Here is a 24,483-nt window from a genome sequence, read left to right on the forward strand (position 1 = left end):
CAAATCATCCCAGCCTATGAACCGTCCAACTTTATGGGGTCAGTTCACATCAGCGGGGTCTTTTTTCGTCATTTCGATGGTGCCGGTTTTCGTTTGAAGAGGCCCTTCAGATTGTCGAAGAGCTCCACCTTCACGCCGTGGCGCTTCATGATGATCGACTGCTGGATGACCGAGAGTGTGTTGTTCCAGGCCCAGTAGATCACGAGGCCGGCGGGGAAGCTTGCCAGCATGAACATGAACACCAGCGGCATCCAGTTGAAGATCATCGCCTGGGTCGGGTCCGGCGGCGTCGGGTTCATGCGCATTTGGAAGAACATGGTGACGCCCATGATCAGCGGCCAGACGCCGAGATGCAGGAAGGTCGGAGCCGCAAACGGCAGCAAGCCGAAGAGGTTGACGATCGAGGTCGGATCGGGAGCGGAAAGGTCCTGAATCCAGCCGAAGAACGGCGCATGGCGCATTTCGATGGTGATGTAGATCACCTTGTAGAGCGAGAAGAAGATCGGGATCTGCAGAAGCACCGGCCAGCAGCCCGCGATCGGATTGATCTTCTCTTCCTTGTAAAGCTGCATGGTCGCCTGCTGCAGGGCCATGCGGTCGTCGCCGAACTTGGCCTTCAGCTCCTCCATCTTCGGCTGCACGCGCTTCATATTCGCCATGGAGGCGTATTGCCGGCTGGCGAGCGGGAAGAAGAGCGCCTTGACGACGATAGTGGTGCAGAGGATGGCGACACCAAAATTGCCGAAGTAGCGGAAGAAGAAATCCATCAGCTTGAACATCGGCTTGGTGATGAAATAGAACCAGCCCCAGTCGATCAGGCGGTCGAAGCGCGGGATCGAGTAGCTCGTCTCGTAACGGTCGATGACCGGGACTTCCTTGGCGCCGGCGAAGACGAGGTTCTTCAGATCCTGCGATTGGCCGGGAGCGATAGTGACCGCATCCTGTTTGTAATCGGCCTGATAGCGCGGAGTGCCATCGGTAAAGTGTGAGAAGCGGGCGTCATAGGCTGTCGATTGCGGCGGCACGATAGTCGCGGCCCAATACTTGTCCGTCATGCCGAGCCAGCCGCCGGTCGCCTTGGCGGGCGTCGTGGCTTCCTTTTCGGTCGAGGCGTATTTGGTCTCGATCAGGCCGTCATCGCCGATGACGCCGATGAAACCTTCATGCAGGACGTAGGCCGAAGGCGTCTCGGGCTTGTTGTAGCGCGTGACGCGGCCGTAGCTCGACAGAGAAACTGGAGCCTGGCTGGCGTTGGCGATCTTGTCTGTGATCGTGAACATATAGCGATCGTCGACGGAGATCGTGCGGCTGAAGGTGATGCCCTTGTCATTGGTGTAGGACAGTGTCACCGGTGTCTTGTCGGTCAGCTTGTCGCCGCTGGTAAGCTTCCACAGGGTCGAGGGGCCGGGGACTGCGCCGGTCGCGTCGCTGCCGACATAGCCGAGTTCGGTGAAATAGCCGTCCTTGGTGTCGGCCGGGCTGAAGAGCGTGATGATCGGGCTGCTCTTGCTGACGGTCTCGTGGTAGGCCTTGAGCTGGAGGTCGTCGAAGCGGGCGCCTTCCAGATTGATGGAACCGGCAAGGGCAGGCGTGTCGATGGTGACGCGCGACGAAGCGGTCTTGGCGACGGACTGCTCGAGGGTGAGAACCGTCGGCGCCGTCTGACCACCTGCGGGCAGCGAACCGTTCACGGCGGCACCCGTTGCGGGCGACTGCGTCGGCTGAGCTTGCTGCGCCTGCTGGTGCTGCTTGGCGGCCTGCTCGGCCTGACGCTGCGCTTCGAGGCGTGGGTTCATATAGAAAAACTGCCAGCCGAGAACAATCAGCACAGACAGTGCAATTGCAATGAAGTAATTGCGGTTGTTTTCCATCATACTTTCCTGGAGCGGTCCTTTTCCGACCGCCGGTGTTTCGGCCTGGTTTCGATGCGGCTTACGAGTTCGCTCGCCAGTTTTTCGAAAGGCGCGGTCAGCACCTCGCGTCGCGCGACAACCACATAGTCGTGTCCGGGCTGCATTGCAAATCCGGCGTGAAGCCGCACGGCTTCTTTCAGCCTGCGCCGCATGCGGTTGCGCTCCACCGCGTTGCCATGTTTTTTGGTAGCGGTAAAACCGACGCGGGGTTCGGCGTCGGCGGTCTTGCGGTCCAGCATTTCGATGAGGAAGAAGCTGCCTCTGCGCTTCTCGCCTTCGCGGACTGCAAGAAACTGCGGCCGGCTTTTCAGCCGCCCGACAGTCTTTTTGGGTCGTTCATTCGTCAATTTGCCCGCCATCCTGGATTATCGGGCACTTCGGCCCTTAGGCCGAAAGACGCTTGCGGCCGCGGTTACGGCGAGCGGAAAGAACCGCACGGCCGCCCTTGGTGGCCATGCGCGCACGGAAGCCGTGACGACGCTTGCGGACAAGCTTGGATGGTTGGTAGGTACGCTTCATTTATTTAAACACCGCGGAGTGCGGCCCTTCTTGAGCTTTGCTTTTGATAGCAAGGAGCGTTGTTGATTATGGCGAACGGACTTGGCCCGCAAATGCAGGCTCCATGACCGGACGTGCGCGGGCTTATACGGATCAAGCCTCCGGAAGTCAATTATAAGGGCGCAGATTCCTTGAAATCAGGCAAATTCGCGCTGTTGGCGGCGGTGGCGCGTCATTTGGCGTCAGGCTCTAGCGAATGTGCATGCAACCTTAAATATAGATTCCGGATATTCTAAAATATACGGAAAGTATAGTAGGGAATGCCGCATGTCTAGATTAAAAATAGCTCAATATAACGTTAATGATTTTAGCCGATATCTAGCTCTATGTCGTAAAACCCATCGATTTACGGGGGATGGGATCTGCGCCGGAGGGGTATTGTGAAAATTCGCGGCAAAATAAATCTGCTTGTATCTGTCATGGCTGGGGCGGCGCTTCTGATCGGCGCCACGGCCCTCTATGCATTGCATCAATATGACCAGAAATTACAGAGCTACGAGCAGACGGCGAGCCGCGCTTACATGGGCGAGCATCTGAACCGCTACGTGACCGCGGTGGTCATGGAAGCGCGCGGCATCTATGCCGCTGCCGCGGCAAAGGATTCCAAACCCTTTGCCGATGGGCTGATGGCCGATCTCGACGAAATCGACAAGGTGCTGACGAGCTGGGCGCCTCTGGTGCCGGATACGCAGAAGCCGGAATTCACCAAGCTGCAGGCCCGCGCCCAGGAGTTTCGCGCCTTTCGCACGGAAACGGCCAGGCTCGGCGTGACGGATGGTCCGGATGCCGCCGGCAAGCAGGGCAACAATGAAGCCAACCGCGCCAACCGCAAGGCTTTCCAGGCTGAGATCGATGCGATCGTCCAGACCGACAAGGCGGAACTTGCAAAGGCAGAGACCGAGATTGCAGCCTTTCACAGCAGCGTCCTGTGGGTCGTCCTCGGAATCATGATTGCCGGTATCGTGGCGGGCGTCGGCCTCGGCGCCTATATCGGAACGGTTCATCTGAGCCGCCCGATCCGCAAGGTGACCGATGCGATCAAGAATGTCGCTGACGGCCATTTCGATATCGAGGTGCCATTTGCCGGCCGTCGGGACGAAATCGGCGAGATGGCGGCAGCCGTCGACGTCTTCAAGGAAAACGGCAATGCCGTGCGCCGCATGAATGCCGAGGAAGCGGCCCTGCGCGCAAAAAGCGACGAGCTTCAGTCGAGCATGTCTCTCGCGGTCTCCGCCGCGGCAGCCGGCGATTTCAGCCAGCGCATCGAGAAGGACTATGGCGACGTCAACCTCAATCGTTTCGCCGGCAATGTGAACGAGCTGCTTGTGAGCGTCGACACGGGTATCGGCGAAGTCCGCCGCGTCATCGCGAGCTTGGCCGAGGGCGACTTGACCCAGGCGATGAAGGGCAATTTCCAGGGCGCCTTCGCCGAGCTGCAGCAGAACGTCAACGCGACATTCGAGACGCTGAAGAGCACCATGAGCGAAGTGCGCGGCACCACCGGTTCGATCAACTCCAACACCAATGAGCTCCGTCACGCCAGTGATGATCTCTCCAAGCGCACCGAACAGCAGGCGGCTGCTCTGGAAGAGACCTCGGCAGCGCTCGACGAGATCACATCCGTCGTGCAGAACTCCACGGAGCGGGCGCGCGAGGCCAGCGTCATGGTCAGCGAAGCCAAGGACGATGCGGCCCGTTCCGGCACGGTCGTCCGCAACGCGATCGACGCCATGGGGCGCATCGAGCAGGCCTCGGGCGAGATCAGCCAGATCATCGGCGTGATCGACGATATCGCCTTCCAGACCAATCTTCTCGCGTTGAATGCGGGCGTCGAGGCCGCGCGCGCCGGCGAGGCGGGCAAGGGCTTCGCGGTGGTTGCCCAGGAAGTACGCGAGCTTGCGCAACGCTCCGCGACAGCTGCCAAGGATATCAAGGCGCTGATCGGCAAATCCGGTAACGAGGTGCAGGTCGGCGTCAAACTGGTGCAGGCAACCGGCGAAGCACTGTCGTCTATCGAGGCCCGTGTGCTCAGGATCAACGACCACATCCACTCGATAGCGACGGCGGCGCGTGAGCAGGCAACGGGCCTGTCCGAAGTGAACAAGGCCGTCAACCAGATGGATGAAGTTACCCAGCGCAATGCAGCTATGGTCGAGGAAACTTCGGCCGCGACCCATCGCCTGGCAGCCGAAGCGGATGGTCTCGTCCAGCTCGTTTCGCGCTTCAAGGTGGACGCAGCCAATGTTTCCGCTCCTGTTCCAGCACGCGCCGAGACGCATCGTCCGGCCGCTTCGCCGGCACGCCGCATGATCGACAGGGTCGCGACCGCCTTTGCCGGCGGAGCGCTTGCTCCGGCCACGACGGCGCAAGGCTGGGAAGAGTTCTGATCCGTCAGATACGAGGCTGGCTGCGGCGCCTGAGCGTCGCTGCCGGCCTTACCTTCCGTCAAAATCCCGAGCCGATTGGAAAAACCTCCACAATCGCCTATTATCTAGTTTCGATCAGGTCGCATCAGATCGCTTTTTAAGCGAAGCGGGACAATTGAAATGGACAGTGGGCAGGACAAGGATGCCGTAAAGAACGGCAAGGTCGAGAAAGGCCGCCTGTCACAGCTTTACCGTCCCACAGGTATTTTCGGCGGCCTTTCCGGCAAGCTCCTCATCCTCACCGTTGTTTTCATCTCGTTGGCGGAAGTGCTGATTTTCGTGCCTTCGGTCGCCAATATGCGGCTGCGCTGGCTGCAGGATCGGCTGAACACCGCCGCCGCTGCCGCCATCGTCATCGACGGTCTGCAGCCGGCCGAACTGCCGCGTGCTCTGCAAAAGGAGACGCTGATGGCGACGGGCACGCGGGCAATCGTCCTGCGCAAGGACGGCACGTCGCGGCTGCTGGCGACGGCCGAGATGCCGGCCGCCGTGGATGAGAAATACGATCTCAGTGACGTGTCCCAGCTCACCGCTATCAAGGATGCGCTCGATACGCTGCTGTTTGGCGGCAATCGCATCATCCGCGTGTTCGGTCCGGTCGGCGGCGATGCCAATATCGGTATCGAGGTGGTGCTGAAGGATACCCGGCTGCGCAACGCCATGCTTGCCTATTCGACCAGCGTCTTCTTCGTCTCCATCCTGATCTCGCTGTTCACCGCAACGCTGATCTTCTTCGCGATCAATCGCATGATGATCCGTCCCATCCGTCGCTTGACCGATAGCATGCAGGCCTATTCCGATGATCCGGAGGATCCCGGCCGTATTCTTGCGCCGGTGAAGGGGCGGGACGAACTGGCCGTGGCCGGCCGGCATCTCGCCGCGATGCAGTCGCAATTGCAGAAAACCTTGAAGCAGCAGAAGAACCTGGCAGCGCTGGGCCTCGCCGTGTCGAAAATCAATCATGACATGCGCAACATCCTTTCGGCCGCGCAGCTGATGTCGGATCGCCTGGTCGATGTCGACGACCCGATGGTCAAGCGCTTCGCCCCAAAGCTGTTGCGCACCATCGACCGCGCCGTCGGCTATACGACCGAGGTCCTCTCCTTTGGCCAGACTTCCGAATCGGCGCCCCGTCGGCGCAAGATTCGCATATTCGAGCTCATCGAGGAGGTCCGAGATATCCTGGCGATCGATCCAGATAGCGGCATCGAGTTCATCGAGCAGCTCAGCCCGGACCTGGAGGTTGATGCCGACAGCGAGCAGCTGTTCCGCGTCATCCACAATCTCTGCCGCAACGCCCATCAGGCGCTGATCGCTTTCGGCGAGGCGGAGCCCGATAGCGTCAGGCGGATCACGGTCTCGGCGCACCGAATCGGCAGTGTCGTCAGCATCACCGTCGACGATACCGGCCCGGGCATGCCGCAAAAGGCGAGGGAGAATCTATTCACCGCCTTCCGTGGCTCGGCCCGCTCGGGTGGCACCGGCCTTGGCCTGGCGATCGCCCGTGAGCTCGTCCTTGCCCATGGCGGCACGATCGCGCTCGTCGAAAAACCGGCGGCCGGCACACAGTTCCGCATCGAAATTCCCGACCGCCCGGTATCCCTTGATGATTACCGCAGCAGAAGCCTGCAAGAAAATTGATTGTTTTCAGCTGCTTGGCATCAAGATGCGCGAAAATTGCGATCTTTTTCAGAAATCCACTTGCATTCCCTCAAGGGACGCTTTAGAGAACCGCCCACGCCAACGGTTTCTTCCGTTTCGGCCACGCACCCGTAGCTCAGCTGGATAGAGCACCAGACTACGAATCTGGGGGTCAGGAGTTCGAATCTCTTCGGGTGCGCCATTTCCTCCATCTGCTTTTTTGACTGACGGCATAATGCTTATGCACTATGGATCTGTCGCTGGATAATCGCTGCACGCGTTGAGGGACTGACGTCCTCTTTGCGTCGATCAACCTTGGCGCTTCATTTCCTGCCCATGATCCGTCGCCAACGGCAGTTCCGGCAAGAACAACAGCACGATCAGCGCCAAGGCCACGATCGCCGTTCCCGTCGAGAAAGTCATGGCGATCGCGTGGCGATAGAGCGCTATCGCGGCGTCATGCGCCTCCGGGGAGGCGGCGGCGAGCTGCTTCATGCCGGCTTCGGTCAATGAGGAACCATGCATCCCATCGAGGATGCTGCCGGCATTCTGAACGCGATAGGCAAGAATGGCGCCGGAGCCGGTGACGCCGATGAGGCCGCCGAGCGAGCGGCAGAAGGCAAGCGTCGCCGTCCCCACGCCACGATGGGCAAGGGGGAGGGCATTCTGGACGGCGATCGTCATGGTGGGCATGACGAGGCCAAGGCCGAGGCCAAGCGCAAAGATCGCCGGCTCGATGATCCAGAAGCCCTGGCTGGTGGCTGCAGCCCAGGCGAGTACGGCGAAGGCGGCGGTTGCGAGGCTGAGGCCGCAGAGCTGTGCCGGCTTGTAGCGCCCGAAGCGATGCAGCAGCACGCGCCCGTTGACCATGGAGGAGATGACGACGCCGATCATCAGCGGGCCGGTGAGCAGGCCGGAATGCGAGGGGCTGACCCCCATGACCATCTGGAAGAACAGCGGAAAGAAGAGGCTTGCTCCCAGCATGCCCATGAAGGTGATGGCGAGCACGATGCAGGCGACAACGAAGAGCCGGTTGCGGAAGAGATCGGGCGGCAGCACCGGCTCGGCTTCACGCTGGATATGCAGGATGAAAAAGATGAAGAGAACGAGTGCAAGCGCTGAAAGACCGAAGATTTCAGGCGAGTTCCAGGCCCATTCATTGCCGCCGAGCGCGAGCACCAGCAGGAAGCTCGTCGTACAGCTGGTCAGCAGCGCCGCGCCGAGATAGTCGATGCGGCGGCTGCGCGCCTGATGCGGGCGCTTCAGCGCCCGGCCGATCATGACGAGGGCGACAGCGCCGATCGGCAGGTTGACGTAGAAGATCCAGTGCCATGACAGAAGATCGGTGATGACGCCGCCGGCGATCGGGCCGATGACGCTGCAGACGGCGAAGACGGCCGCGATCGAACCCTGATTACGCCCGCGTCTGGCCGGCGGCACGATGTCGCCGATGATGATCTGCGCCAGCGGCAGCAATCCGCCCGCGCCGATCCCCTGGATCGCTCGGAAGATGATGAGCTGCGGGAGCGTTTGCGCCATGCCGCTCAGCACCGAGCCGAGAAGAAAGATGAGGATTGCCGCATAGATCATCGGCTTGCGGCCGTATTGGTCGCTGAGCTTGCCATAGAGCGGCATGGTGCTGGTCGAGGCGAGCACATAGGCGCTGACCACCCAAGAGAGATGCGTCAGTCCGCCGAGATCGCTGACGATGCGCGGCAGCGCCGTTGCGACGATACTCTGGTCGATGGCGCCGAGGCCGAGAACGATCATCAGGCCTAGGATGACGGCGCGGATCTCGCGGCGATCGGGCGGGTCGCCTGCCGTCGGAGCGGATGGTGGGACAGCATTCGGACGAGCCGTATTCATTGTCCGATCTCCATGAGCGGTTCGATTGCGGCGCGAATGGCATCGCGTTGCTGCGGCGACAATTTGGCGAGTTCGGAGGCGAGCCAGTCAGTCCTGCGCCGTTTCAGGCTTCGGATGATTTCCTCACCTTTCTTGGTCGCCACGAGACCATTGCGGCGGCGGTCGCTCGGGTCCGGTTCGGAACGGGCAATGAGGCCATCCCGCTCCATCGCCTTCACATGGCCTGAAATCGTCGGTCCGCGCAGTCTCTCCAACCGCGCCAGTTCGGCAACGCCGACGCCCGGCTGTTGAATGATGGCGACGAGCAACAAGGCGTGCAGCGGCGACAGCCCGGCCTCGTCGCTCTCGCGCCGCAATTGTCGATGCAGGCGATGGAGGGCAGGACGCAACGCCTCTGCCAGCGCATAGGCTTCCTCGGCCCCGTGATGACGGTCGGCTTTGCTCATCGATAGCCTCGTTCGCACATAGATAGATAGGCTTCCTATCTATATCCCTATCGCGCGGCTTGTACTTGCGCAAGCGATAATATTGTGAAAGGTTTTCAATCATTGCGCGTTGTTCATCAGTATTACGACTCGATAGGAGGAGAAGAGCTGTGAAACGATTTCTGACAACCGTAACAGTGACTGCCCTGAGCGCCCTGCTTGCGGTAACCTCTTTCGACCCGGCGGCCGCCGCGCCGATCCAGCCGCTGATCCAGCCGGCAATCCAGCAGACGGACAATCAGCCCGCCGGCCTGACCGAAGTTCAATATCGCCACCACAACAGGCACTATCGCGGGCGTCACCGTCCGCATTATCGTCCTCACTACCGTCCGCATTATCGCCCGGGCTATTGGCATGGCCATCGCGGCTATCGGTATCATCGTCCGGGCTACCGGCGCCACGATGGCTGGTGGTATCCGATGGCCGCCTTCACCGCGGGCGCAATCATCGGCGGGGCCGTTTCGCAGCCACCGCGCGGCAGCGCGCATGTTCGCTGGTGTGCGAGCCGCTACAAGACCTATCGTGTGTCGGACAATACCTATCAGCCGACCAATGGTCCGCGCCGTCAGTGCGTTAGCCGGTGACATCGCGCATATCGAAATCCCTCTCCGTTCCGCGGAGGAGGATTTCTTTTCAGGCCGTTGCGGGAAGGGGTGTCTTCAACCGGTTAACTGCTCGGAGACATCCCACAGCCGCCGCCAGATTGCCTGATCGCGGGCATGAGCGGCGATCTTGGCACGTACCGGCGGACCCTTGAGTTCATAGAAACCGTTCGGGCCATACATGGCGCCGCCTTCCGCCTCCGGCGCCGTGGCAGCAAAGAGCGTCGGCAGGGCGCCGGCCGCTGCCGATTGCGATGTAAACGGTCCCAGCAGTTTCGTCAGGAGTTCAAGACTGCCCGGCCTGTCGCGGCCCATGCGAGGTCCTGTCGTCTGAAGACTGGTAACGGCATAGCCAGGATGGGCGGCAATGCTTTTAAGCTTCCAGCCTTCGGCGCGTGCGATGCGATCGAGCTCCAGGCTGAAGAGCAGCGTTGCCAGCTTCGATTGACAATAGGCGGGCCAGGGACGATAGCGCTTGCGCCACTGCAGATCGTCGAAATTGATCCTGCCGCTGCGATGCGCCAGGCTGCTCACCGTGACCACTCGCGGATTTTCGGCCCCAGAAACCTTTGGCAACAGCCGCATCGTCCAGGCGAAATGGCCGATATAATTGGCGCCCATCTGCATCTCGAAACCATCTTCGGTCTCGTGCCGGTCCGGGATGGCCATGACGCCGGCATTGTTGATGAGCAGATCGATATGCGGCAGCCTATCGGCGATGCGGGTTGCCGTGCGCGCGACGGAATCGAGGCTGGCAAGATCGAGCGCCTCGAATGTCACGTCTGCGCCCGGTGTTGCCGCACGGATCTTGGCGAGTGCCTCTTTGGCCCTGGCCTCGTTCCGTGAGGCGATGATGACCTTGGCGCCGGCGCCTGCCAGAGCCTTTGCTGCCTCATAGCCGATACCGCTGTTGGCGCCGGTAATGACTGCGATACAGCCCGTCTGCGGCGGAATATCCTTTATTGTCCAGTTTGGCATTGCGGAGCTCCTGCGAAGAGATTTTGGCATTGCCCATTGTATCTGGTAATTCATATACTAAATGCAAGTTTGCATTGAATGAAAATAAATAAGCGTAAAACATACGACAACGCTTGCGTATCAAGGACTTTCAACAGTCGAATGGCGTGGCGCGCCTTTGAATTGCCATGCTGTTCGGCACTCATCATGCTTTATGGTCGAAGATTGGATTTGCGGAATGACGACAAAGACCTCATGCGCTGATTTCGTGCAGTTCTTCCGCTCCTGGGTGAGCAACCCCATGCGGGTTGCGGCGGTGGCGCCCTCCGGCGAGCGGCTGGCAAGATTGATGACGCAGGAGATCGAGCCGTTGGATGGTCCGATCCTTGAGCTCGGCCCAGGCACCGGCGTATTCACGCGGGCGTTGCTTACGCGTGGTATTCCGGAAAGCGCGCTGACGCTCGTCGAGTTCGGCGAGGAGTTTGCCGTCCGCCTGCGCGAGCGCTTCCCCGAAGCGCGGGTGGTGCATATGGATGCGGCGCAGCTCGGCCAATGCGGTCTTTTCGATGACGCGCCTTTCGGCGCCGTGATCAGCGGACTGCCATTGCTGTCCATGCCGCCTTCCAAGGTGACGGCCATCGTCGGCGGTGCCTTCGAGACGATGAAGCCGGGAGGGGCTTTCTATCAGTTTACCTATGGCCCGCGCTGTCCGGTGCAGAAGCCGATCCTTGAAAGCCTTGGGCTCACCGCAAAGCGCATCGGCGGTACGGTGCGCAACATTCCGCCTGCCGGCGTCTACAGGATATCGCGGCAAAATCCTCTGGAGCTCTCGATCATCGGCTCCAAATATCGTAGCACCGGAGAGAATGCCGGAATCAGCGCCTAGGTGCCGGAAGCCGGCAAGGCCGATTTGGGGCGGCCCTTAGTGAGTGCCGGGGGTAGCGGATGGCGAAAAAGCCGAATGTCGATAGCGCGGTAAAGGAAGGCCGGCGCGAGCGTAAGCGTCGTCAAACCCGCGAACGCATTGAAGCTGCCGCCCTGCGGCTGTTCCTCGAGCGTGGCTTTGAAGCCACCACCATCGAGGACATCACGGAAGCCGCCGATGTTTCCAAGCGTAGCTTCTTCGATTACTTCCCCAGCAAGGAAGAGGTGGTTGCCGCCTGGCAGGATGGTTTTGCCCGCGAGCTGATCGGCGCGGTTGCCGCACAGCCCGAAGGTACTTCAATCGTCGAGGTCATCGAGACGGCCGTCAATTCTGCTCTTCGTGCGGCCATCGCGGATCCGCAGAGCCTTGCTCTGGCGGCCCTGATTCACAATACGCCGACGCTTCAAGCACGCGACCAACTCAAATATGCCAAGCTGGAAAAGAAGCTTGCGGATGCACTGTTTGCCCGCGGCAGCGGCAGCCAGGAGGAGCGTCTTCGCCTTGGCATGCTTGCGGCCGCTGTCGTGACGATGCTGCGCATAGGCAGCGAGCGCTGGATGCAATCTCCGCAGGATGTTTCCGTAGAGCAGTTCGCTCGTAACCTCTTCGATGAGCTTTGGGCCACGCTTGCCGATCTCGGCGAGCAGGTGCAACGGCGCCCATGACTGCGCCGGGCTAACCCAGGGAAGCCGCCCTGATCGATCGCGACGCATCGTGCATCGCGATGCATTGCATATGCCGCGATGCAGACCCATGTAGTATCGGGTCGCGACTATATCTCTCCCTCGCGAAACCCTCGATTTGCCCTTCAAGTCTCGGCTCCTCCGAGGATGCCGGAAACGCCAGATACATTTCAGATCAGCAAAAGGGACTATAACCATGTCAGAATTCGACGCAGCCAAGTCCGGTCAGTTCAAGATCGGCGGTGACCTTCCCGTACATCGTCTCGGTTTCGGTGCCATGCGTATCACCGGCGCCGGTATATGGGGTGAGCCAGAGAACCATGACGAAGCTGTCCGTACGCTGAGGCGCCTGCCGGAACTCGGCATCAATTTCATCGATACGGCCGATTCCTATGGCCCGGATGTTTCCGAACGTCTGATCAAGGAGGCTCTCCATCCCTACGGTCATGGTCTCGTGGTTGCGACCAAAGGCGGTCTTACCCGAACCGGCCCGAATGTCTGGGTGCCGGTGGGTCGCCCTGAATATCTGATCCAGCAGGCGCACAAGAGCCTGCGCAACCTCGGCGTCGATCGTATCGATCTCTGGCAGCTGCATCGCATCGATTCCAAGGTGCCGGCGGCGGAGCAGTTCGATGCCGTGAAGTCGCTGCTAGATGACGGCATCATCCGCCACGCGGGCTTGAGCGAAGTGACTGTTGCCGACATCGAAGCCGCATCGAAGCATTTCAAGGTCGTCACGGTGCAGAACCGCTACAACCTGGTCGATCGCACCAGCGAAGACGTGCTCGACTATTGCGAAAAGCACGGCATCGGCTTCATCCCGTGGTTCCCGCTGGCCGCCGGCGATCTCGCCAAGGAAGGCTCTCTGCTCGACACCATCGCGAAGAAGCACAATGCCGCTCCGAGCCAGATCGCGCTTGCATGGGTGCTGAAGCGCAGCCCTGTGATGCTGCCGATTCCCGGAACGGGCAAGGTCAAGCATCTCGAGGAAAATACCGCCGCCGTGAACATCGTCCTCTCCGATGAGGAATTCACAGCGTTGGATGCCGAAGGCAAGAAGGCCTTCAAGGCGGCGTGAGCTGAAAATCGTTTGGCCGGCGGGACATAACCCACCGGCCATATCTCGGCGAACGGCGCTTCCCATGCAAAAGTGATGATCACAATCATGTGAATCTTGCGGAATTGGCAAAGAACGACTGCAAAATAGGCGCTGGAAGCCTCGAAATGCCGGCGCTATGCGATATTTTCGGCATCTGCGAAGAAAGCAATGCATTCGCTGCATTGCTGCAATGCGAAAGATGATCTGTTCATGCAGTCGCCAGCGTTATATCTAATCCCTCGAAGGCAGCGCACTCCTCCTCCCAGCGCTCCTTCAATGATTGGCAACACTCCTCCTCCTCCCAGTTGCCAATCCGGATCAAGAGCCCGATGCATCCTCCTCCCGCATCGGGCTCTTTTTTATCTTATCTTCCTCAGTGATTTTCCGGATCTTTAAAGGCGTTGCGCCTTTGCAATGCCGCCGCGAATTAGCATCGCATCATGTGGTCAAGAACCGCTGGAGTCGCTTGCGCCGCAGGTATCCATGCGTAGAGTGGCGCGACGTTATGGCGGTAAGGAAGGGTTGCATGATGCAGCGCATGGCGGGTTCGGACCGATGGAGAAAGCTGTTTTTCCGAACTGTAGCTGTCGTTGCCACGTTGTCGCTCGCCGCATGCGGCCGCCCCATCGGGGTCATGCAGCCTATCAGTGAAAACGTGCCGGGCACATCCAGGGTCGACCTCCTCGTCGCGACGACACGCCTGCCGGACAAGGACCCGGCCATTCTGTTTTCGGGCGAGCGCGGACCGGGGCTCAAGGTAGATGCCGTCAGCGTCTCCATTCCGCCGGAGGCCAATCGCAAGGTCGGTCAGGTGCAGTGGCCGAGCCGCTTGCCGGGCAATCCTTTGAAGAATTTCGTCACGATCGGCGTCAAGCCACTCGCGACCGAAGCGGATGGGCGAGCCTGGGTGCATGCGGAATTGCCAAAGAACAAGCGGGTGCTGATCTTCGTGCATGGTTTCAACAACCGCTATGAGGATGCCGTCTACCGCTTTGCGCAGATCGTTCACGATTCGCATGCCGACGTCGCGCCGATCGTATTCACCTGGCCGTCGCGCGCCAGCATTTTCGATTATGCCTACGACAAGGAAAGCACGAACTATTCCCGCGACTCCCTGGAAGAGCTGCTGCGTCGCGTTGCGGCCGATCCGGCTGTCGGCGATATCACCCTCATGGCGCATTCGATGGGCAGTTGGCTCGCAGTCGAATCGCTGCGGCAGATGGCGATCCGCAACGGCCGCGTCGCGCCGAAGATCAACAACGTCATCCTCGCTTCGCCCGATCTCGACGTCGATGTCTTCGGCCGGCAGTTCGCTGCACTCGGCAAGGACAAGCCGCACTTCACGCTGTTCGTCTCGCGGGACGACCGCGCTCTTTCGCTGTCGCGGCGCATTTCCGGCAATATCGACCGGCTCGGTCAGATCGATCCCACCGCCGAGCCCTATCGCAGCGAGCTGGAAAAGCAGGGGATCACCGTGCTGGATCTCACCAAGCTCAAGACCGGCGATGGCCTCAATCACGGCAAGTTCGCCGAAAGCCCGGAAGTGGTGAAGCTGATCGGCGCACGGTTGATTGCCGGTCAGACGATCACCGATTCCGATGTCGGCATCGGCGATGCCGTGGGCGCGGTCGCCATGGGTGCGGCCCAGACGGTCGGCAGTGTCGCGGGTGCTGCCGTCAGCGCTCCGATTGCCATTTTCGATCCTCGGACACGCGCGAATTATGGCGAGCAATGGCGTCGCGTCGGTGCATCGGCGAACAATACCGTCGGCTCGCTGGGCGATAGCGTCGAGGCAACCGGCAACAATGTCGGCGACGCATTGAAGCAATAGCGCTTTCACAGCAAATTTCTGGGCGGAGGCGGTTCAGCGCTGCCGCAAAATACCATAGCCACGCTGCTTGATCTGATATATCAGAGATTTGCGCATGGCGCCGGCTCGCTTTACCCGCCAGAATATCCCCATTGGCGGCGGCATGACGCAACACGTCTGATGGGAGCCTGTGAAATGAGATGGAAGCGCACGATCCAGCTGCTGGATGTCCACTGCGAAGGTGAAATCGGCAAGGTTGCCATTGGCGGCGTCCCGAAGATCCCCGGCAACAGCATTGCCGAGCAGCTTCATTGGCTGAATACCGATCCGAAGGGTCAGGAGCTGCGCCGTTTCCTCGTGCTGGAGCCGCGCGGTGCGCCGATCGGCTCCGTCAATCTGCTGCTGCCGGCAAAGCATCCTGAGGCCGATGCCGGCTTCATCATCCTGCAGCCCGATCAGGCGCATGCAAGCTCCGGCTCGAACTCCATCTGCGTGACCACGGCGCTGCTCGAATCCGGCATTGTCGAGATGAAGGAGCCGGAAACCGTCGTCACGCTCGATACCGCCGCTGGCCTCGTCCGCGCCACCGCGACCTGCCGCGACGGCCGCTGCGAAAAGGTGCAGCTCACCATGGTGCCGTCCTTCGTGCATGAGTTGGACGTGGAGCTCGACACGCCGCAATGGGGCAAGATCAAGCTCGACCTCTGCTATGGCGGGATTTTCTATGCTCTCGTCGATGTCGGTCAGATCGGCTTGAAGATCGAAAAGGCAAATGCGGCCGCCCTCGTGCAGGCCGGCATGAGCCTCAAGGAAGCGATCAACCGGGCGATGACCGTAGTTCATCCGGAAATTCCGGCGATCTCGGGCGTTGCCTATGTGATGTTCCGCGATATCGATGCCGATGGCGCCATCCGCACCTGCACGACCATGTGGCCCGGCCGCGCCGACCGTTCGCCCTGCGGCACCGGCAATTCCGCCAATCTGGCGACGCTGCACGCCCGCGGCAAGGCCAAGGTCGGCGATGTCTTCAAGTCCCGCTCGATCATCGGGTCGGAGTTCGAAGTGGGATTGCAGGCGGAGACCGAAGTGGCCGGCAAGCCGGCCATCATCCCGACGATCACCGGGCGCGGCTTCACTTTCGGCCTCAGCCAGGTGGCGCTCGATCCGTTCGACCCGATGGCGGGAGGCTTTGCCATGACGGATGTCTGGGGACCTTCTGCGGGCGATATTTGAGGGTAGAGTATCGGCAGCCATTGCCTGCCTTTTCAACAGCTTAGCCCCTCACCCTAGCCTCTCCCCGCTGGCGGGGAGAAGGTGGCCGAAGGCGGATGAGGGGCTTTGGGGCAAGCCGTCATCACTACCCCTTGGGATAAATCACACCCTTGCGCAGAATGATATTCCCATAGAGCCGCGGCTCGCTGGTCTGTATCAGCGCATGCGCACGCTGCACCCGTTCATAGAATTCCGCCGGCAGCAGCGGCACGACCTTGATGTCGGGCACATGCCGGGCGCAGCACTCGATCATCTCCGCATGGACGGGGTCGACGGCATCGCGGTCCTGCTTGACGGTCGCCCGGAATATCGCCTGCGGTACGAAATCGTCGATCGGTAGCACGCTCAGCACCGCATCGAGCACGGGAATGACGCCATGGCCGTCGAGGCGGATGAGGCGGCGCCCATGTTCGAGGCCGGGATAATTGCCGTCCACGAGGGCGATCTCGTCGCCGTGGCCCATGGCGCGTAGCGTCGCCAGAAGTTCCGGGCTCAACAGCGGGTCAATGCCCTTCAGCATGCTCAATCTCCTTGAAAAGAACGTTTTGGTCGATGAGGTAGCGCGCGAAGATCGGCAGGCTGGCGCCGCCGATGGCGCGGGCCTGCGGCCCCACGGCACCCTCGATGATCTCGGGCATGACGACACCTTGAAGATCCAGTTCCGCCGCTGCCTTGATGGTTGCGCGCACCACGCGTTCCCGCACCCAGCCGGGAAAGCCGCCATCGATGACCGCCGCGCTGAAATCAAGAACGGAGGCGGAGGCGACGATCGCCTGTGCGAGAGCCTTGGCCGTATCCTGGATCCAGATCTCCAGCGGCTCGCCGAAATCGATCCAATTATCCGCCGAATACCATAGAGGGCGGGGGTCGAAACCGTGATCCCGCAGTAGGTTTTCCAACACGAAGATCGAAGCGATCTCAAGAAGCTGGCGGTTCTCGCCGTTGCGGCCGCGCACGGGCAAGGGGCCGAGTGCGCCGGCCGTCCCGGTCCGGCCAACGAAGACGGACGAATTCAAGACGATGCCGCCGCCAAGGAACGAGCCTATGAAGAAATAGACGAAATCCGGATAATGGGGGCCGACGCCGAAGACCAGTTCGGCACCGCAGGCGCTGGTGGCGTCGTTTTGCAGAAAGACGGGGTAAGACACACGCGAGGCGATTTCGGCTCTTAGATCGAAGCCTCGCCAGGCATCCATCGCTCCTGGCGGCGCGCCCACCTGCTCGGCCCAGTTCCAAAGCTCGAACGGGGCGGCAACGCCCATTCCCGCGATCTTGCTGCACTGCTCTTCGCTGAGGCGCCCTTCCAGTTCCTTGATGCCGGCCGCGACGAAGGTGATGATGTCCTGCGGCAGCGGATAGGGGTAGATCTGATGGAGCTGCATCCGGATGCCGCCGACGAAATCCATCAGCACGAGGTCGGCGCTGCGCCGACCGATCTTGACGCCAAAGGAAAGTACGGCGTCCGGATTGAGCCGCATGGGAGTGGACGGCTGTCCGACGCGGCCGCGGACCGGCGCATCGCGGGATAGCAGCCCGTCCTTTTCCAGCTCCCGCATGATGACGGACACCGTCTGCGCCGAAAGCCCGCTCCGCCGCGCGATATCGGCCTTCGAAAGCGCGCCGTGACGGCGCACGAGCGACAGCACGAGCCGTTCGTTATGGGCGCGCACGCCAAGCTGGTTCGCGCCCCCGGAGGGGTCGAGAATCGCGGGTGTTGTCGGTGTGTCCTCCGGGTCATGTACGAGAGACATGGGCCTGCTCCTTCCATCATGGCCATGCCTTATTTTCTTCCAGAATGCCACATCGAATTAATAATTCAATCCGATTTATTTATTGACAGGTGGATTTCTTTAGGGTCTGATATTGGCCGTCGGGGATGCGCACATAGCCTTGGAGGAGGTCTACCGAAAACAATCCGACAGGCTTGACGCATCTTTAACCGGGTTCGAAGTGAGCCCGCGACAGCCGGAGGGTCCGGCTTTTCAAACATCGGGAGGATTGAATGAAGAAATCCGTTATTTCCGCAGCCGTTGCCGCCCTGGCGCTCGGCGTTGCTTTTGCCGCACCTGCCAAGGCCGCCGGCGTATCCGCCTGCCTCATCACCAAGACCGATACCAATCCCTTCTTCGTCAAGATGAAGGAAGGCGCGACCGCCAAGGCCAAGGAACTCGGCGTCACGCTGAAGTCCTATGCCGGTAAGATCGATGGCGACAGTGAAAGCCAGGTTGCCGCGATCGAGAGCTGCATTGCCGATGGCGCGAAGGGCATTCTGATCACCGCATCCGACACCAAGGGCATCGTTCCCTCCGTCAAGAAGGCACGTGACGCCGGTCTGCTTGTTATCGCGCTCGACACACCGCTTGAGCCGGCTGATTCCGCTGATGCCACCTTTGCCACGGACAATCTGCTCGCCGGCAAGCTCGTTGGCCAGTGGGCCAAGGAAACCCTGGGCGACAAGGCCAAGGATGCCAAGATCGGCTTCCTCGACCTGACGCCGTCGCAGCCGTCGGTCGACGTTCTGCGCGACCAGGGCTTCATGATCGGCTTTGGCATCGACCCGAAGGATCCGAACAAGATCGGCGACGAAACCGATCCGCGCATCGTCGGCCATGACGTCACCAACGGCAATGAAGAGGGCGGCCGCAAGGCCATGGAAAACCTTCTACAGAAGGATTCCAGCATCAACGTCATCCACACGATCAACGAGCCGGCTGCAACCGGCGCCTATCAGGCCCTGAAGGCTGTCGGCCTCGAAAAGCAGGTGCTGATCGTATCGATCGACGGTGGTTGCCCCGGCGTCAAGTCGGTCAAGGATGGCGTCATCGGCGCAACCGCCCAGCAGTATCCGCTGATGATGGCAGCCCTCGGCGTCGAGGCCATCAAGAAGTTCGCCGATAGCGGTGAAAAGCCGAAGCCGACCGAAGGCAAGAGCTTCTTCGACACCGGCGTTTCCCTGGTGACGGACAAGCCGGTCTCCGGCCTGAAATCCATCGACACCAAGGAAGGCTTGAACAAGTGCTGGGGCTAAGCCCCTCACAAGTGTGATATAGTCCCTTCGGGAGCCGCGTCATGCGCCTGCTGGCGCGGCTCTTTTACAGGGAGCAGACAATCGAAACAGTCACGTCGGTCGGGTCAGATCCTGGCTGGCCCCCAACAGCCGGCGGTTTCCGCGCACATGCGCGGTGGCGGAGGAATAATTATGTCCGGAGCACAGGAATTCGAACGTGTTCTCGATAGCAGCGACAAGAATGTCGCTTCGTTCGAGCACAACGATGTCTCTCTATTGAAGCGCGTGCAGCACTTTCTGCATTCGACGCCGGCGGCGGTGCCGCTGATCGTCCTGGTGCTGGCGATCGTGATCTTCGGCATCACGATCGGCGGGAAGTTCTTTTCCGCTTATACGCTGACGCTCATCCTGCAGCAGATCGCCATCGTCGGTATTCTCGGCGCGGCCCAGACGCTGGTCATCCTGACCGCCGGCATCGATCTCTCGATCGGCGTCATCATGGTCATCTCCTCGGTCGTCATGGGCAATGTCGCCGTGACATACGGCTTGCCGACACCCGTCGCAATCGCCGCCGGCATGGTGGTGGGCGGGATCTGCGGGCTGCTCAACGGTTTCCTGGTTGCCAATATGAAGCTGCCGCCGTTCATCGTGACGCTCGGCACATGGAATATCGTTATGGCGACGAACTTCATCTATTCCGCCAATGAAACCATCCGCGACACCGATGTCGATGAAAAGGCGCCGCTGCTGCATCTGTTCGCTGCGAGCTTCCGCGTCGGCGGTGCCGTGCTGACCCTCGGCGTCATCGCCATGGTCCTTCTGGTCATCGGCCTTTGGTATGTCCTTAATCACACGGCCTGGGGCCGCCACGTCTATGCCGTTGGCGACGATCCGGAAGCTGCAAAACTTGCCGGTATCCAGACCAAGAAAGTGCTTCTTGCCGTCTATGGCGTCTCGGGATTGATCGCAGCGCTTGCCGCCTGGGTCTCCATCGGCCGCAACGGGTCGGTCTCGCCGTCTTCCGCGGTGACCGATTTCAATCTTCAGGCAATCACAGCAACCGTGATCGGCGGCATCTCGCTCTTCGGCGGCCGCGGCTCGATCCTCGGCACGCTTTTCGGCGCCATGATCGTCGGCGTCGTCTCCATGGGCCTCAACATGCTCGGCGCCGACCCGCAGTGGAAGGTGCTTCTGACCGGCGTGCTCATCATCGGCGCCGTCGCGATCGATCAATGGATCAGAAAGGTATCGGCATGACCACGACTGGCGAACCCCTTCTCACCGCGCGTGGCCTCGTCAAGCGCTATGGACGTGTGACCGCGCTCGACAACGCCGATTTCGATCTCTATCCCGGCGAGATTCTTGCCGTGATCGGCGACAACGGCGCCGGTAAATCCTCGCTGATCAAGGCGATCTCCGGCGCAGTCACCCCGGATGAGGGCGAGATCAAGCTGGAAGGCAAGCCCGTCCACTTCCGCTCGCCGATGGAAGCGCGCGAGGCCGGCATCGAAACGGTCTACCAGAACCTGGCCCTATCGCCGGCGCTCTCGATCGCCGACAACATGTTCCTCGGCCGCGAAGTGCGCAGGCCCGGCATTCTTGGCTCGGTGTTCCGCATGCTCGACCGGCCGGCCATGGAAAAGCGCGCCCGTGACAAGCTGACCGAACTCGGCCTGATGACGATCCAGAACATCAACCAGGCGGTGGAAACGCTCTCCGGCGGCCAGCGCCAGGGCGTTGCCGTCGCCCGTGCCGCCGCCTTCGGCTCCAAGGTCGTCATCATGGACGAACCGACAGCAGCCCTTGGCGTCAAGGAAAGCCGCAAGGTTCTCGAACTCATCCTTGATGTGCGTGCGCGCGGCTTGCCGATCGTCCTGATCTCGCACAATATGCCGCATGTCTTCGAGGTTGCGGACCGTATCCATATCCATCGCCTTGGACGACGCCTGACCGTCATCAATCCCAAGGATTATTCGATGTCCGATGCTGTTGCCTTCATGACCGGCGCCAAGGCTCCCCCGGTTGAGAATGTTGCTGCATGAGTGCTTCTCTTGACGATGTTGCCGGCGAGATCATCGCCCGCGCCGGCAACGCGAAACGCTTCCTGGTCGCGATCGCCGGCCCGCCCGGCGCCGGCAAATCCACCCTGGCCGATAATGTCGCCAAGGCGCTGAAGGCGAGGGGTGAGAGCGCCGAAGTTCTGCCGATGGATGGCTTCCATATGGACAATGCCGTCCTGATCGAGAAGGGACTCTTGAAGCGGAAGGGCGTGCCTGACAGTTTCGACGTGCGCGCCTTCCTCGATATCGTCAAGGCGGTACGCGTCGCCGATCAGGAGGTCCTCGTGCCGGTCTTCGACCGTTCACGAGAGATTGCCATCGCCTCGGCCCGCATCGTCTCGGCAGATCATCGCTTCATCGTCATCGAGGGCAATTATCTGCTGTTCAGCCAGGGCAAATGGGCCGAGCTGGAAGGCCTGTTCGATTATTCGATCATGCTCGCCCCTCCCATGGAAGTGCTCGAGGAGCGGCTCTGGGCGCGCTGGAGGGGCTACGATCTTGATGAAGAGGCCGCCTGGGCCAAGGTTTATGGCAACGATCTGCCGAATGGCCGCCTGATTCTTGAGAACCGGCGCCGCGCGGACGCTACCTTCGATATCGTGCAGGATTGACCTCGCCCATCATTTAACCGCCGTCGCGGATTGTTTTGCGAGGGCGTATGGTGCTATCGAAGCGCGATATCAAAGAGCCAGATCCCGAAGAGGCCGAGACGGCTTCCAGACAAGATCGCGCTCACATTTCCAGAGGTCGCGCCCATGCAAAAGCTCACCATCCGCCGTCCCGACGACTGGCATCTGCATTTGCGTGACGGAGCCATGCTGGAAGGCGTGATTGCTGATACCTCCCGGCATTTCGCCCGCGCCATCATCATGCCCAATCTCGTGCCGCCTGTGGTAACAACGGCGGATGCTGCCGCCTATCGCGAGCGTATCCTCAAAGCGCTGCCGGCGGGTGATCGATTCCAGCCGCTGATGACGCTTTATCTCACGGAACATACCAATCCTGACGACGTCGAAGAAGGCAAGAAGAGCGGCCTTATATCGGCCGTCAAACTCTATCCGGCGGGTGCGACAACCAACTCACATGGCGGCGTGCGCGATCTGAACAAGGCAATGCCGGTGCTGGAGCGCATGGCGAAGATCGGCCTGCCGCTCTGCGTTCATGGCGAGGTCACGACGCCGGACGTCGATATTTTCGATCGTGAAGCCGTCTTCATCGAAACCGTGCTCGATCCGTTGCGCCAACGCCTGCCTGAACTGAAGGTCACCATGGAGCATGTGACCACCGCGGACGGTGTGGACTACATCAAGTCGGCAAAGGCAAATCTCGCCGGCTCCATTACGACGCATCACCTGATCATCAATCGCAATGCCATCCTCGTCGGCGGTATTCGCCCGCATTATTACTGCCTGCCGGTCGCCAAGCGCGAAAACCATCGTCTGGCCTTGCGTGCGGCCGCAACCAGCGGCGATGCCAGGTTCTTCCTCGGCACGGATTCGGCGCCGCATGTCGATCCGCTGAAGGAATGCGCCTGCGGCTGCGCCGGTATTTATACGTCGATCAACACCATGAGCTGCCTTGCGCATGTCTTCGAGCAGGAAGGTGCATTGGACAGGCTTGAGGCTTTTGCTTCGCTGAACGGTCCGGCCTGGTATGGCTTGCCGGTCAACGAGGATAGCATCACGCTCGTACGCCGGCCGGAGGCTGTAACCTTCCCGGCAAAGATCGAAACTGGCGCCGGTCCGGTCACCGTTTTCGACCCGATGTTCCCTTTGCACTGGGACGTCGAGATCTAATTTTAGTTTAATCTACATAAGCAAAATAAATATATAAGACTGTATTGCGGCACTCAATTGGTGTATGCCGCGATTTTGAACGTATATTTTGTTGAAACACATTTTCTTTATTATTTGCCGTAACTAATTTGATACCCTTGGCGGCCTAGCGTGGCAGCAATCCCCTGCGGTAGAAATCAAACCGTTGAAAGAGCATGATGCTGGTCGATTACAACTCGCTTCTTCTGGCCCTCGGTGTCTCCGCCTCATGTCTTGCGGTCACCTTGGTCGGAAGCTGGTTTTCGCGTCGGCCCGATACCTTTCTCCTGACGTGTTCGGCCGGCCTTGTGCCTCTCGTTGGCGGCATCTTCATCTACGGTTCCTACGTCGACACGCCGCGCCCGATTTTCGCAATTCTGACCTTCGTGCTGTTCTTCATCGGCTTCGCGGCGATCTGGGCGGCGGGTTATCAGTTCCGCAAGCGCCGTTTTTCCAAAATCCGCTTCGCCCTCGGTTGCCTGGTGGGCATAGCAGCATCGGTCGGGCCGATGCTGGCGGGTTATGACGGGCTGGCCTTCATCGGTGACAACGTCGTCATTTGCGTTCTTCTGCTTCTGACAGCGCGTGAATATTGGCTGAGCCGGCGCGAGGCGCCGACGCCGCTCTATGGCATCACCGCGCTTTACACGCTGACGGCGATTTCCTTCGCGCTATGCGCGGCCGTATTGATCGCCGACGGCAAGCTGGTGCTCGGTCACGCGCCCAACAATTGGGCGGAGGATTTGAGTCTCGCGATCTGCATTGCCGGAATGACCGGGATCGGGGCGTTGTCGCTGGCCCTGCACCAATGGCGTCAGGCCGCCTTTCACCGTCAGGAGGCGATCACCGACTCCCTGACCGGGCTGCTCAATCGCCGCGCGCTGTTCGATCTCTACGGCCGCCGGTCCTTCGGTGCCTCGATGGCCGTCATCATCTTCGACATAGATCGCTTCAAGACGATCAACGATCAGCATGGCCATGCCGCCGGCGATCTCGTACTCAAGCTTTTCGGCGAGGAACTTTCCTTCGGCTTGCGTTCTTCCGATACTGTGGCCCGTCTTGGCGGCGAGGAGTTCGCGCTCGTTCTCGACAACGCCCTGCCGGGTCGTGCGGAGCAGGTGGCAGAGCGGGTACGCGATGCTTTTGCGGCACGAGTGGTCAGCATTGAAGACAAATCTTTCGCCTGCACCGTCAGCGCGGGCGTCGCGACCGGCACCGCCAAAGGGGTCGGCTTTGACGATGTGCTTCGGGCCGCCGACAAGGCGCTCTACGAGGCGAAGCGAAACGGCCGCAACCGTGTCGAGGTCGCCGCCTATCTGCGGGCGGTCTAACCGGTAAACTTTCGCGAACTGCACCGCCACCACA

Annotated in this window: 22 protein-coding genes and 1 tRNA gene; 15 read left to right on the forward strand and 8 right to left on the reverse strand. The window is 60.6% G+C overall.

Translation table 11 applies throughout. The features are described 5' to 3' along the window. Positions 1 to 68: 68 nt before the first annotated feature. The 3 genes from yidC to rpmH are packed head-to-tail and all read right to left on the reverse strand — an operon-like array spanning position 69 to position 2,432. Positions 69 to 1,871, reverse strand: coding sequence for a membrane protein insertase YidC (gene yidC, locus AC13RM_RS30245; RefSeq protein ID WP_113232797.1), 1,803 nt, complete (start codon positions 1,869 to 1,871; stop codon positions 69 to 71). Beyond that, positions 1,871 to 2,272: a ribonuclease P protein component gene (gene rnpA / locus AC13RM_RS30250; protein ID WP_374824891.1), complete on the reverse strand. Its 402-nt coding sequence runs from the start codon at positions 2,270 to 2,272 to the stop codon at positions 1,871 to 1,873. Before rnpA ends, yidC begins: the two co-directional genes overlap by 1 nt. 25 nt (positions 2,273 to 2,297) lie before the next feature. Next, positions 2,298 to 2,432, reverse strand: a complete 135-nt coding sequence (rpmH, locus tag AC13RM_RS30255) for a 50S ribosomal protein L34 (RefSeq protein WP_041677194.1) — start codon at positions 2,430 to 2,432, stop codon at positions 2,298 to 2,300. A gap of 419 nt (positions 2,433 to 2,851) precedes the next feature. Between rpmH and AC13RM_RS30260 the strand changes: the two genes are divergently transcribed. The 3 genes from AC13RM_RS30260 (at position 2,852) to AC13RM_RS30270 (ending at position 6,740) form a co-directional block, all read left to right on the forward strand. Beyond that, positions 2,852 to 4,858, forward strand: a complete 2,007-nt coding sequence (locus AC13RM_RS30260; RefSeq protein ID WP_374824887.1) for a HAMP domain-containing methyl-accepting chemotaxis protein — start codon at positions 2,852 to 2,854, stop codon at positions 4,856 to 4,858. Between the two features lie 159 nt (positions 4,859 to 5,017). Continuing rightward, the gene (locus AC13RM_RS30265) at positions 5,018 to 6,538 is read left to right on the forward strand and encodes an ATP-binding protein (RefSeq protein WP_374824884.1); all 1,521 of its coding nucleotides are present in this window, start codon (positions 5,018 to 5,020) and stop codon (positions 6,536 to 6,538) included. 125 nt (positions 6,539 to 6,663) lie between these two features. After that, positions 6,664 to 6,740, forward strand: a tRNA-Arg gene (locus tag AC13RM_RS30270). A gap of 107 nt (positions 6,741 to 6,847) precedes the next feature. On the opposite strand, the gene AC13RM_RS30275 is transcribed toward AC13RM_RS30270, so the two are convergent. Together AC13RM_RS30275 and AC13RM_RS30280 are read right to left on the reverse strand one after the other, a co-directional pair. Continuing rightward, entirely contained in the window at positions 6,848 to 8,404 is a 1,557-nt protein-coding gene (locus AC13RM_RS30275) for an MDR family MFS transporter (RefSeq protein WP_374824881.1), read from the reverse strand. Then, positions 8,401 to 8,850: a MarR family winged helix-turn-helix transcriptional regulator gene (locus AC13RM_RS30280; protein ID WP_374824878.1), complete on the reverse strand. Its 450-nt coding sequence runs from the start codon at positions 8,848 to 8,850 to the stop codon at positions 8,401 to 8,403. The genes AC13RM_RS30275 and AC13RM_RS30280 overlap by 4 nt, the downstream gene beginning before the upstream one ends. 149 nt (positions 8,851 to 8,999) lie before the next feature. Here AC13RM_RS30280 and AC13RM_RS30285 point away from each other — a divergent pair, with 149 nt between their 5' ends. Then, positions 9,000 to 9,473 carry a BA14K family protein gene (locus tag AC13RM_RS30285; protein ID WP_440479786.1) on the forward strand — a complete coding sequence of 158 codons (474 nt, stop codon included), beginning with the start codon at positions 9,000 to 9,002 and terminating at the stop codon, positions 9,471 to 9,473. A gap of 75 nt (positions 9,474 to 9,548) precedes the next feature. Here the strand turns inward: AC13RM_RS30285 and AC13RM_RS30290 are convergent, their stop codons facing one another. Next, positions 9,549 to 10,469 carry an oxidoreductase gene (locus tag AC13RM_RS30290; protein WP_440479787.1) on the reverse strand — a complete coding sequence of 307 codons (921 nt, stop codon included), beginning with the start codon at positions 10,467 to 10,469 and terminating at the stop codon, positions 9,549 to 9,551. 217 nt (positions 10,470 to 10,686) lie between these two features. On the opposite strand from AC13RM_RS30290, the gene AC13RM_RS30295 reads away from it, so the two are divergent. From AC13RM_RS30295 to AC13RM_RS30315, 5 genes are all read left to right on the forward strand, one after another. Continuing rightward, complete coding sequence (locus tag AC13RM_RS30295; protein WP_488556044.1) at positions 10,687 to 11,334, forward strand: class I SAM-dependent methyltransferase; 648 nt, start codon at positions 10,687 to 10,689, stop codon at positions 11,332 to 11,334. Between the two features lie 59 nt (positions 11,335 to 11,393). Then, positions 11,394 to 12,038 carry a TetR family transcriptional regulator gene (locus tag AC13RM_RS30300; protein ID WP_440479789.1) on the forward strand — a complete coding sequence of 215 codons (645 nt, stop codon included), beginning with the start codon at positions 11,394 to 11,396 and terminating at the stop codon, positions 12,036 to 12,038. Positions 12,039 to 12,252: 214 nt separating this feature from the next. Then, positions 12,253 to 13,134: an aldo/keto reductase gene (locus AC13RM_RS30305; RefSeq protein ID WP_113232787.1), complete on the forward strand. Its 882-nt coding sequence runs from the start codon at positions 12,253 to 12,255 to the stop codon at positions 13,132 to 13,134. A gap of 559 nt (positions 13,135 to 13,693) precedes the next feature. After that, positions 13,694 to 14,986 (forward strand): alpha/beta hydrolase, encoded by a 1,293-nt coding sequence (locus AC13RM_RS30310; RefSeq protein ID WP_113232798.1) that lies wholly within the window; start codon positions 13,694 to 13,696, stop codon positions 14,984 to 14,986. Positions 14,987 to 15,160: 174 nt separating this feature from the next. Then, a complete protein-coding gene (locus tag AC13RM_RS30315; protein WP_113232786.1) occupies positions 15,161 to 16,198 on the forward strand; it encodes a 4-hydroxyproline epimerase in 1,038 nt (345 codons plus the stop codon). Positions 16,199 to 16,322: 124 nt separating this feature from the next. Here AC13RM_RS30315 and AC13RM_RS30320 read toward each other — a convergent pair whose 3' ends face one another. Further along, complete coding sequence (locus tag AC13RM_RS30320) at positions 16,323 to 16,757, reverse strand: RbsD/FucU family protein (protein ID WP_174175521.1); 435 nt, start codon at positions 16,755 to 16,757, stop codon at positions 16,323 to 16,325. Further along, positions 16,741 to 17,988 carry an ROK family transcriptional regulator gene (locus tag AC13RM_RS30325; RefSeq protein WP_488556045.1) on the reverse strand — a complete coding sequence of 416 codons (1,248 nt, stop codon included), beginning with the start codon at positions 17,986 to 17,988 and terminating at the stop codon, positions 16,741 to 16,743. The genes AC13RM_RS30320 and AC13RM_RS30325 overlap by 17 nt, the downstream gene beginning before the upstream one ends. Before the next feature lie 251 nt (positions 17,989 to 18,239). Between AC13RM_RS30325 and AC13RM_RS30330 the strand changes: the two genes are divergently transcribed. The 6 genes from AC13RM_RS30330 (at position 18,240) to AC13RM_RS30355 (ending at position 24,449) form a co-directional block, all read left to right on the forward strand. Then, positions 18,240 to 19,265, forward strand: coding sequence for a sugar ABC transporter substrate-binding protein (locus AC13RM_RS30330; protein WP_095433852.1), 1,026 nt, complete (start codon positions 18,240 to 18,242; stop codon positions 19,263 to 19,265). A gap of 171 nt (positions 19,266 to 19,436) precedes the next feature. Beyond that, complete coding sequence (locus AC13RM_RS30335) at positions 19,437 to 20,501, forward strand: ABC transporter permease (RefSeq protein ID WP_374824861.1); 1,065 nt, start codon at positions 19,437 to 19,439, stop codon at positions 20,499 to 20,501. After that, complete coding sequence (locus AC13RM_RS30340) at positions 20,477 to 21,286, forward strand: ATP-binding cassette domain-containing protein (protein ID WP_174175513.1); 810 nt, start codon at positions 20,477 to 20,479, stop codon at positions 21,284 to 21,286. Before AC13RM_RS30335 ends, AC13RM_RS30340 begins: the two co-directional genes overlap by 25 nt. After that, on the forward strand, positions 21,283 to 21,915 hold the full coding sequence (locus tag AC13RM_RS30345) for a nucleoside triphosphate hydrolase (protein ID WP_440479795.1): 633 nt from the start codon (positions 21,283 to 21,285) through the stop codon (positions 21,913 to 21,915). Before AC13RM_RS30340 ends, AC13RM_RS30345 begins: the two co-directional genes overlap by 4 nt. 144 nt (positions 21,916 to 22,059) lie before the next feature. Further along, the gene (gene pyrC / locus AC13RM_RS30350) at positions 22,060 to 23,100 is read left to right on the forward strand and encodes a dihydroorotase (RefSeq protein ID WP_488556046.1); all 1,041 of its coding nucleotides are present in this window, start codon (positions 22,060 to 22,062) and stop codon (positions 23,098 to 23,100) included. Between the two features lie 197 nt (positions 23,101 to 23,297). After that, positions 23,298 to 24,449, forward strand: a complete 1,152-nt coding sequence (locus AC13RM_RS30355) for a GGDEF domain-containing protein (protein WP_488556047.1) — start codon at positions 23,298 to 23,300, stop codon at positions 24,447 to 24,449. The last annotated feature ends 34 nt before the right edge of the window (positions 24,450 to 24,483 follow it).

It is taken from the genome of Martinezella sp. CNPSo 3732, from assembly GCF_057784515.1.

Bases quoted from the DNA above. Each gene is read 5' to 3' on its own strand.
- yidC (WP_113232797.1), bottom strand. From the start codon at position 1,871: ATGGAAAACAACCGCAATTACTTCATTGCAATTGCACTGTCTGTGCTG.
- rnpA (WP_374824891.1), bottom strand. From the start codon at position 2,272: ATGGCGGGCAAATTGACGAATGAACGACCCAAAAAGACTGTCGGGCGG.
- rpmH (WP_041677194.1), bottom strand. From the start codon at position 2,432: ATGAAGCGTACCTACCAACCATCCAAGCTTGTCCGCAAGCGTCGTCAC.
- AC13RM_RS30265 (WP_374824884.1), top strand. From the start codon at position 5,018: ATGGACAGTGGGCAGGACAAGGATGCCGTAAAGAACGGCAAGGTCGAG.
- AC13RM_RS30275 (WP_374824881.1), bottom strand. From the start codon at position 8,404: ATGAATACGGCTCGTCCGAATGCTGTCCCACCATCCGCTCCGACGGCA.
- AC13RM_RS30280 (WP_374824878.1), bottom strand. From the start codon at position 8,850: ATGAGCAAAGCCGACCGTCATCACGGGGCCGAGGAAGCCTATGCGCTG.
- AC13RM_RS30290 (WP_440479787.1), bottom strand. From the start codon at position 10,469: ATGCCAAACTGGACAATAAAGGATATTCCGCCGCAGACGGGCTGTATC.
- AC13RM_RS30295 (WP_488556044.1), top strand. From the start codon at position 10,687: ATGACGACAAAGACCTCATGCGCTGATTTCGTGCAGTTCTTCCGCTCC.
- AC13RM_RS30300 (WP_440479789.1), top strand. From the start codon at position 11,394: ATGGCGAAAAAGCCGAATGTCGATAGCGCGGTAAAGGAAGGCCGGCGC.
- AC13RM_RS30305 (WP_113232787.1), top strand. From the start codon at position 12,253: ATGTCAGAATTCGACGCAGCCAAGTCCGGTCAGTTCAAGATCGGCGGT.
- AC13RM_RS30310 (WP_113232798.1), top strand. From the start codon at position 13,694: ATGGCGGGTTCGGACCGATGGAGAAAGCTGTTTTTCCGAACTGTAGCT.
- AC13RM_RS30315 (WP_113232786.1), top strand. From the start codon at position 15,161: ATGAGATGGAAGCGCACGATCCAGCTGCTGGATGTCCACTGCGAAGGT.
- AC13RM_RS30320 (WP_174175521.1), bottom strand. From the start codon at position 16,757: ATGCTGAAGGGCATTGACCCGCTGTTGAGCCCGGAACTTCTGGCGACG.
- AC13RM_RS30325 (WP_488556045.1), bottom strand. From the start codon at position 17,988: ATGTCTCTCGTACATGACCCGGAGGACACACCGACAACACCCGCGATT.
- AC13RM_RS30330 (WP_095433852.1), top strand. From the start codon at position 18,240: ATGAAGAAATCCGTTATTTCCGCAGCCGTTGCCGCCCTGGCGCTCGGC.
- AC13RM_RS30335 (WP_374824861.1), top strand. From the start codon at position 19,437: ATGTCCGGAGCACAGGAATTCGAACGTGTTCTCGATAGCAGCGACAAG.
- AC13RM_RS30340 (WP_174175513.1), top strand. From the start codon at position 20,477: ATGGATCAGAAAGGTATCGGCATGACCACGACTGGCGAACCCCTTCTC.
- AC13RM_RS30345 (WP_440479795.1), top strand. From the start codon at position 21,283: ATGAGTGCTTCTCTTGACGATGTTGCCGGCGAGATCATCGCCCGCGCC.
- pyrC (WP_488556046.1), top strand. From the start codon at position 22,060: ATGCAAAAGCTCACCATCCGCCGTCCCGACGACTGGCATCTGCATTTG.
- AC13RM_RS30355 (WP_488556047.1), top strand. From the start codon at position 23,298: ATGCTGGTCGATTACAACTCGCTTCTTCTGGCCCTCGGTGTCTCCGCC.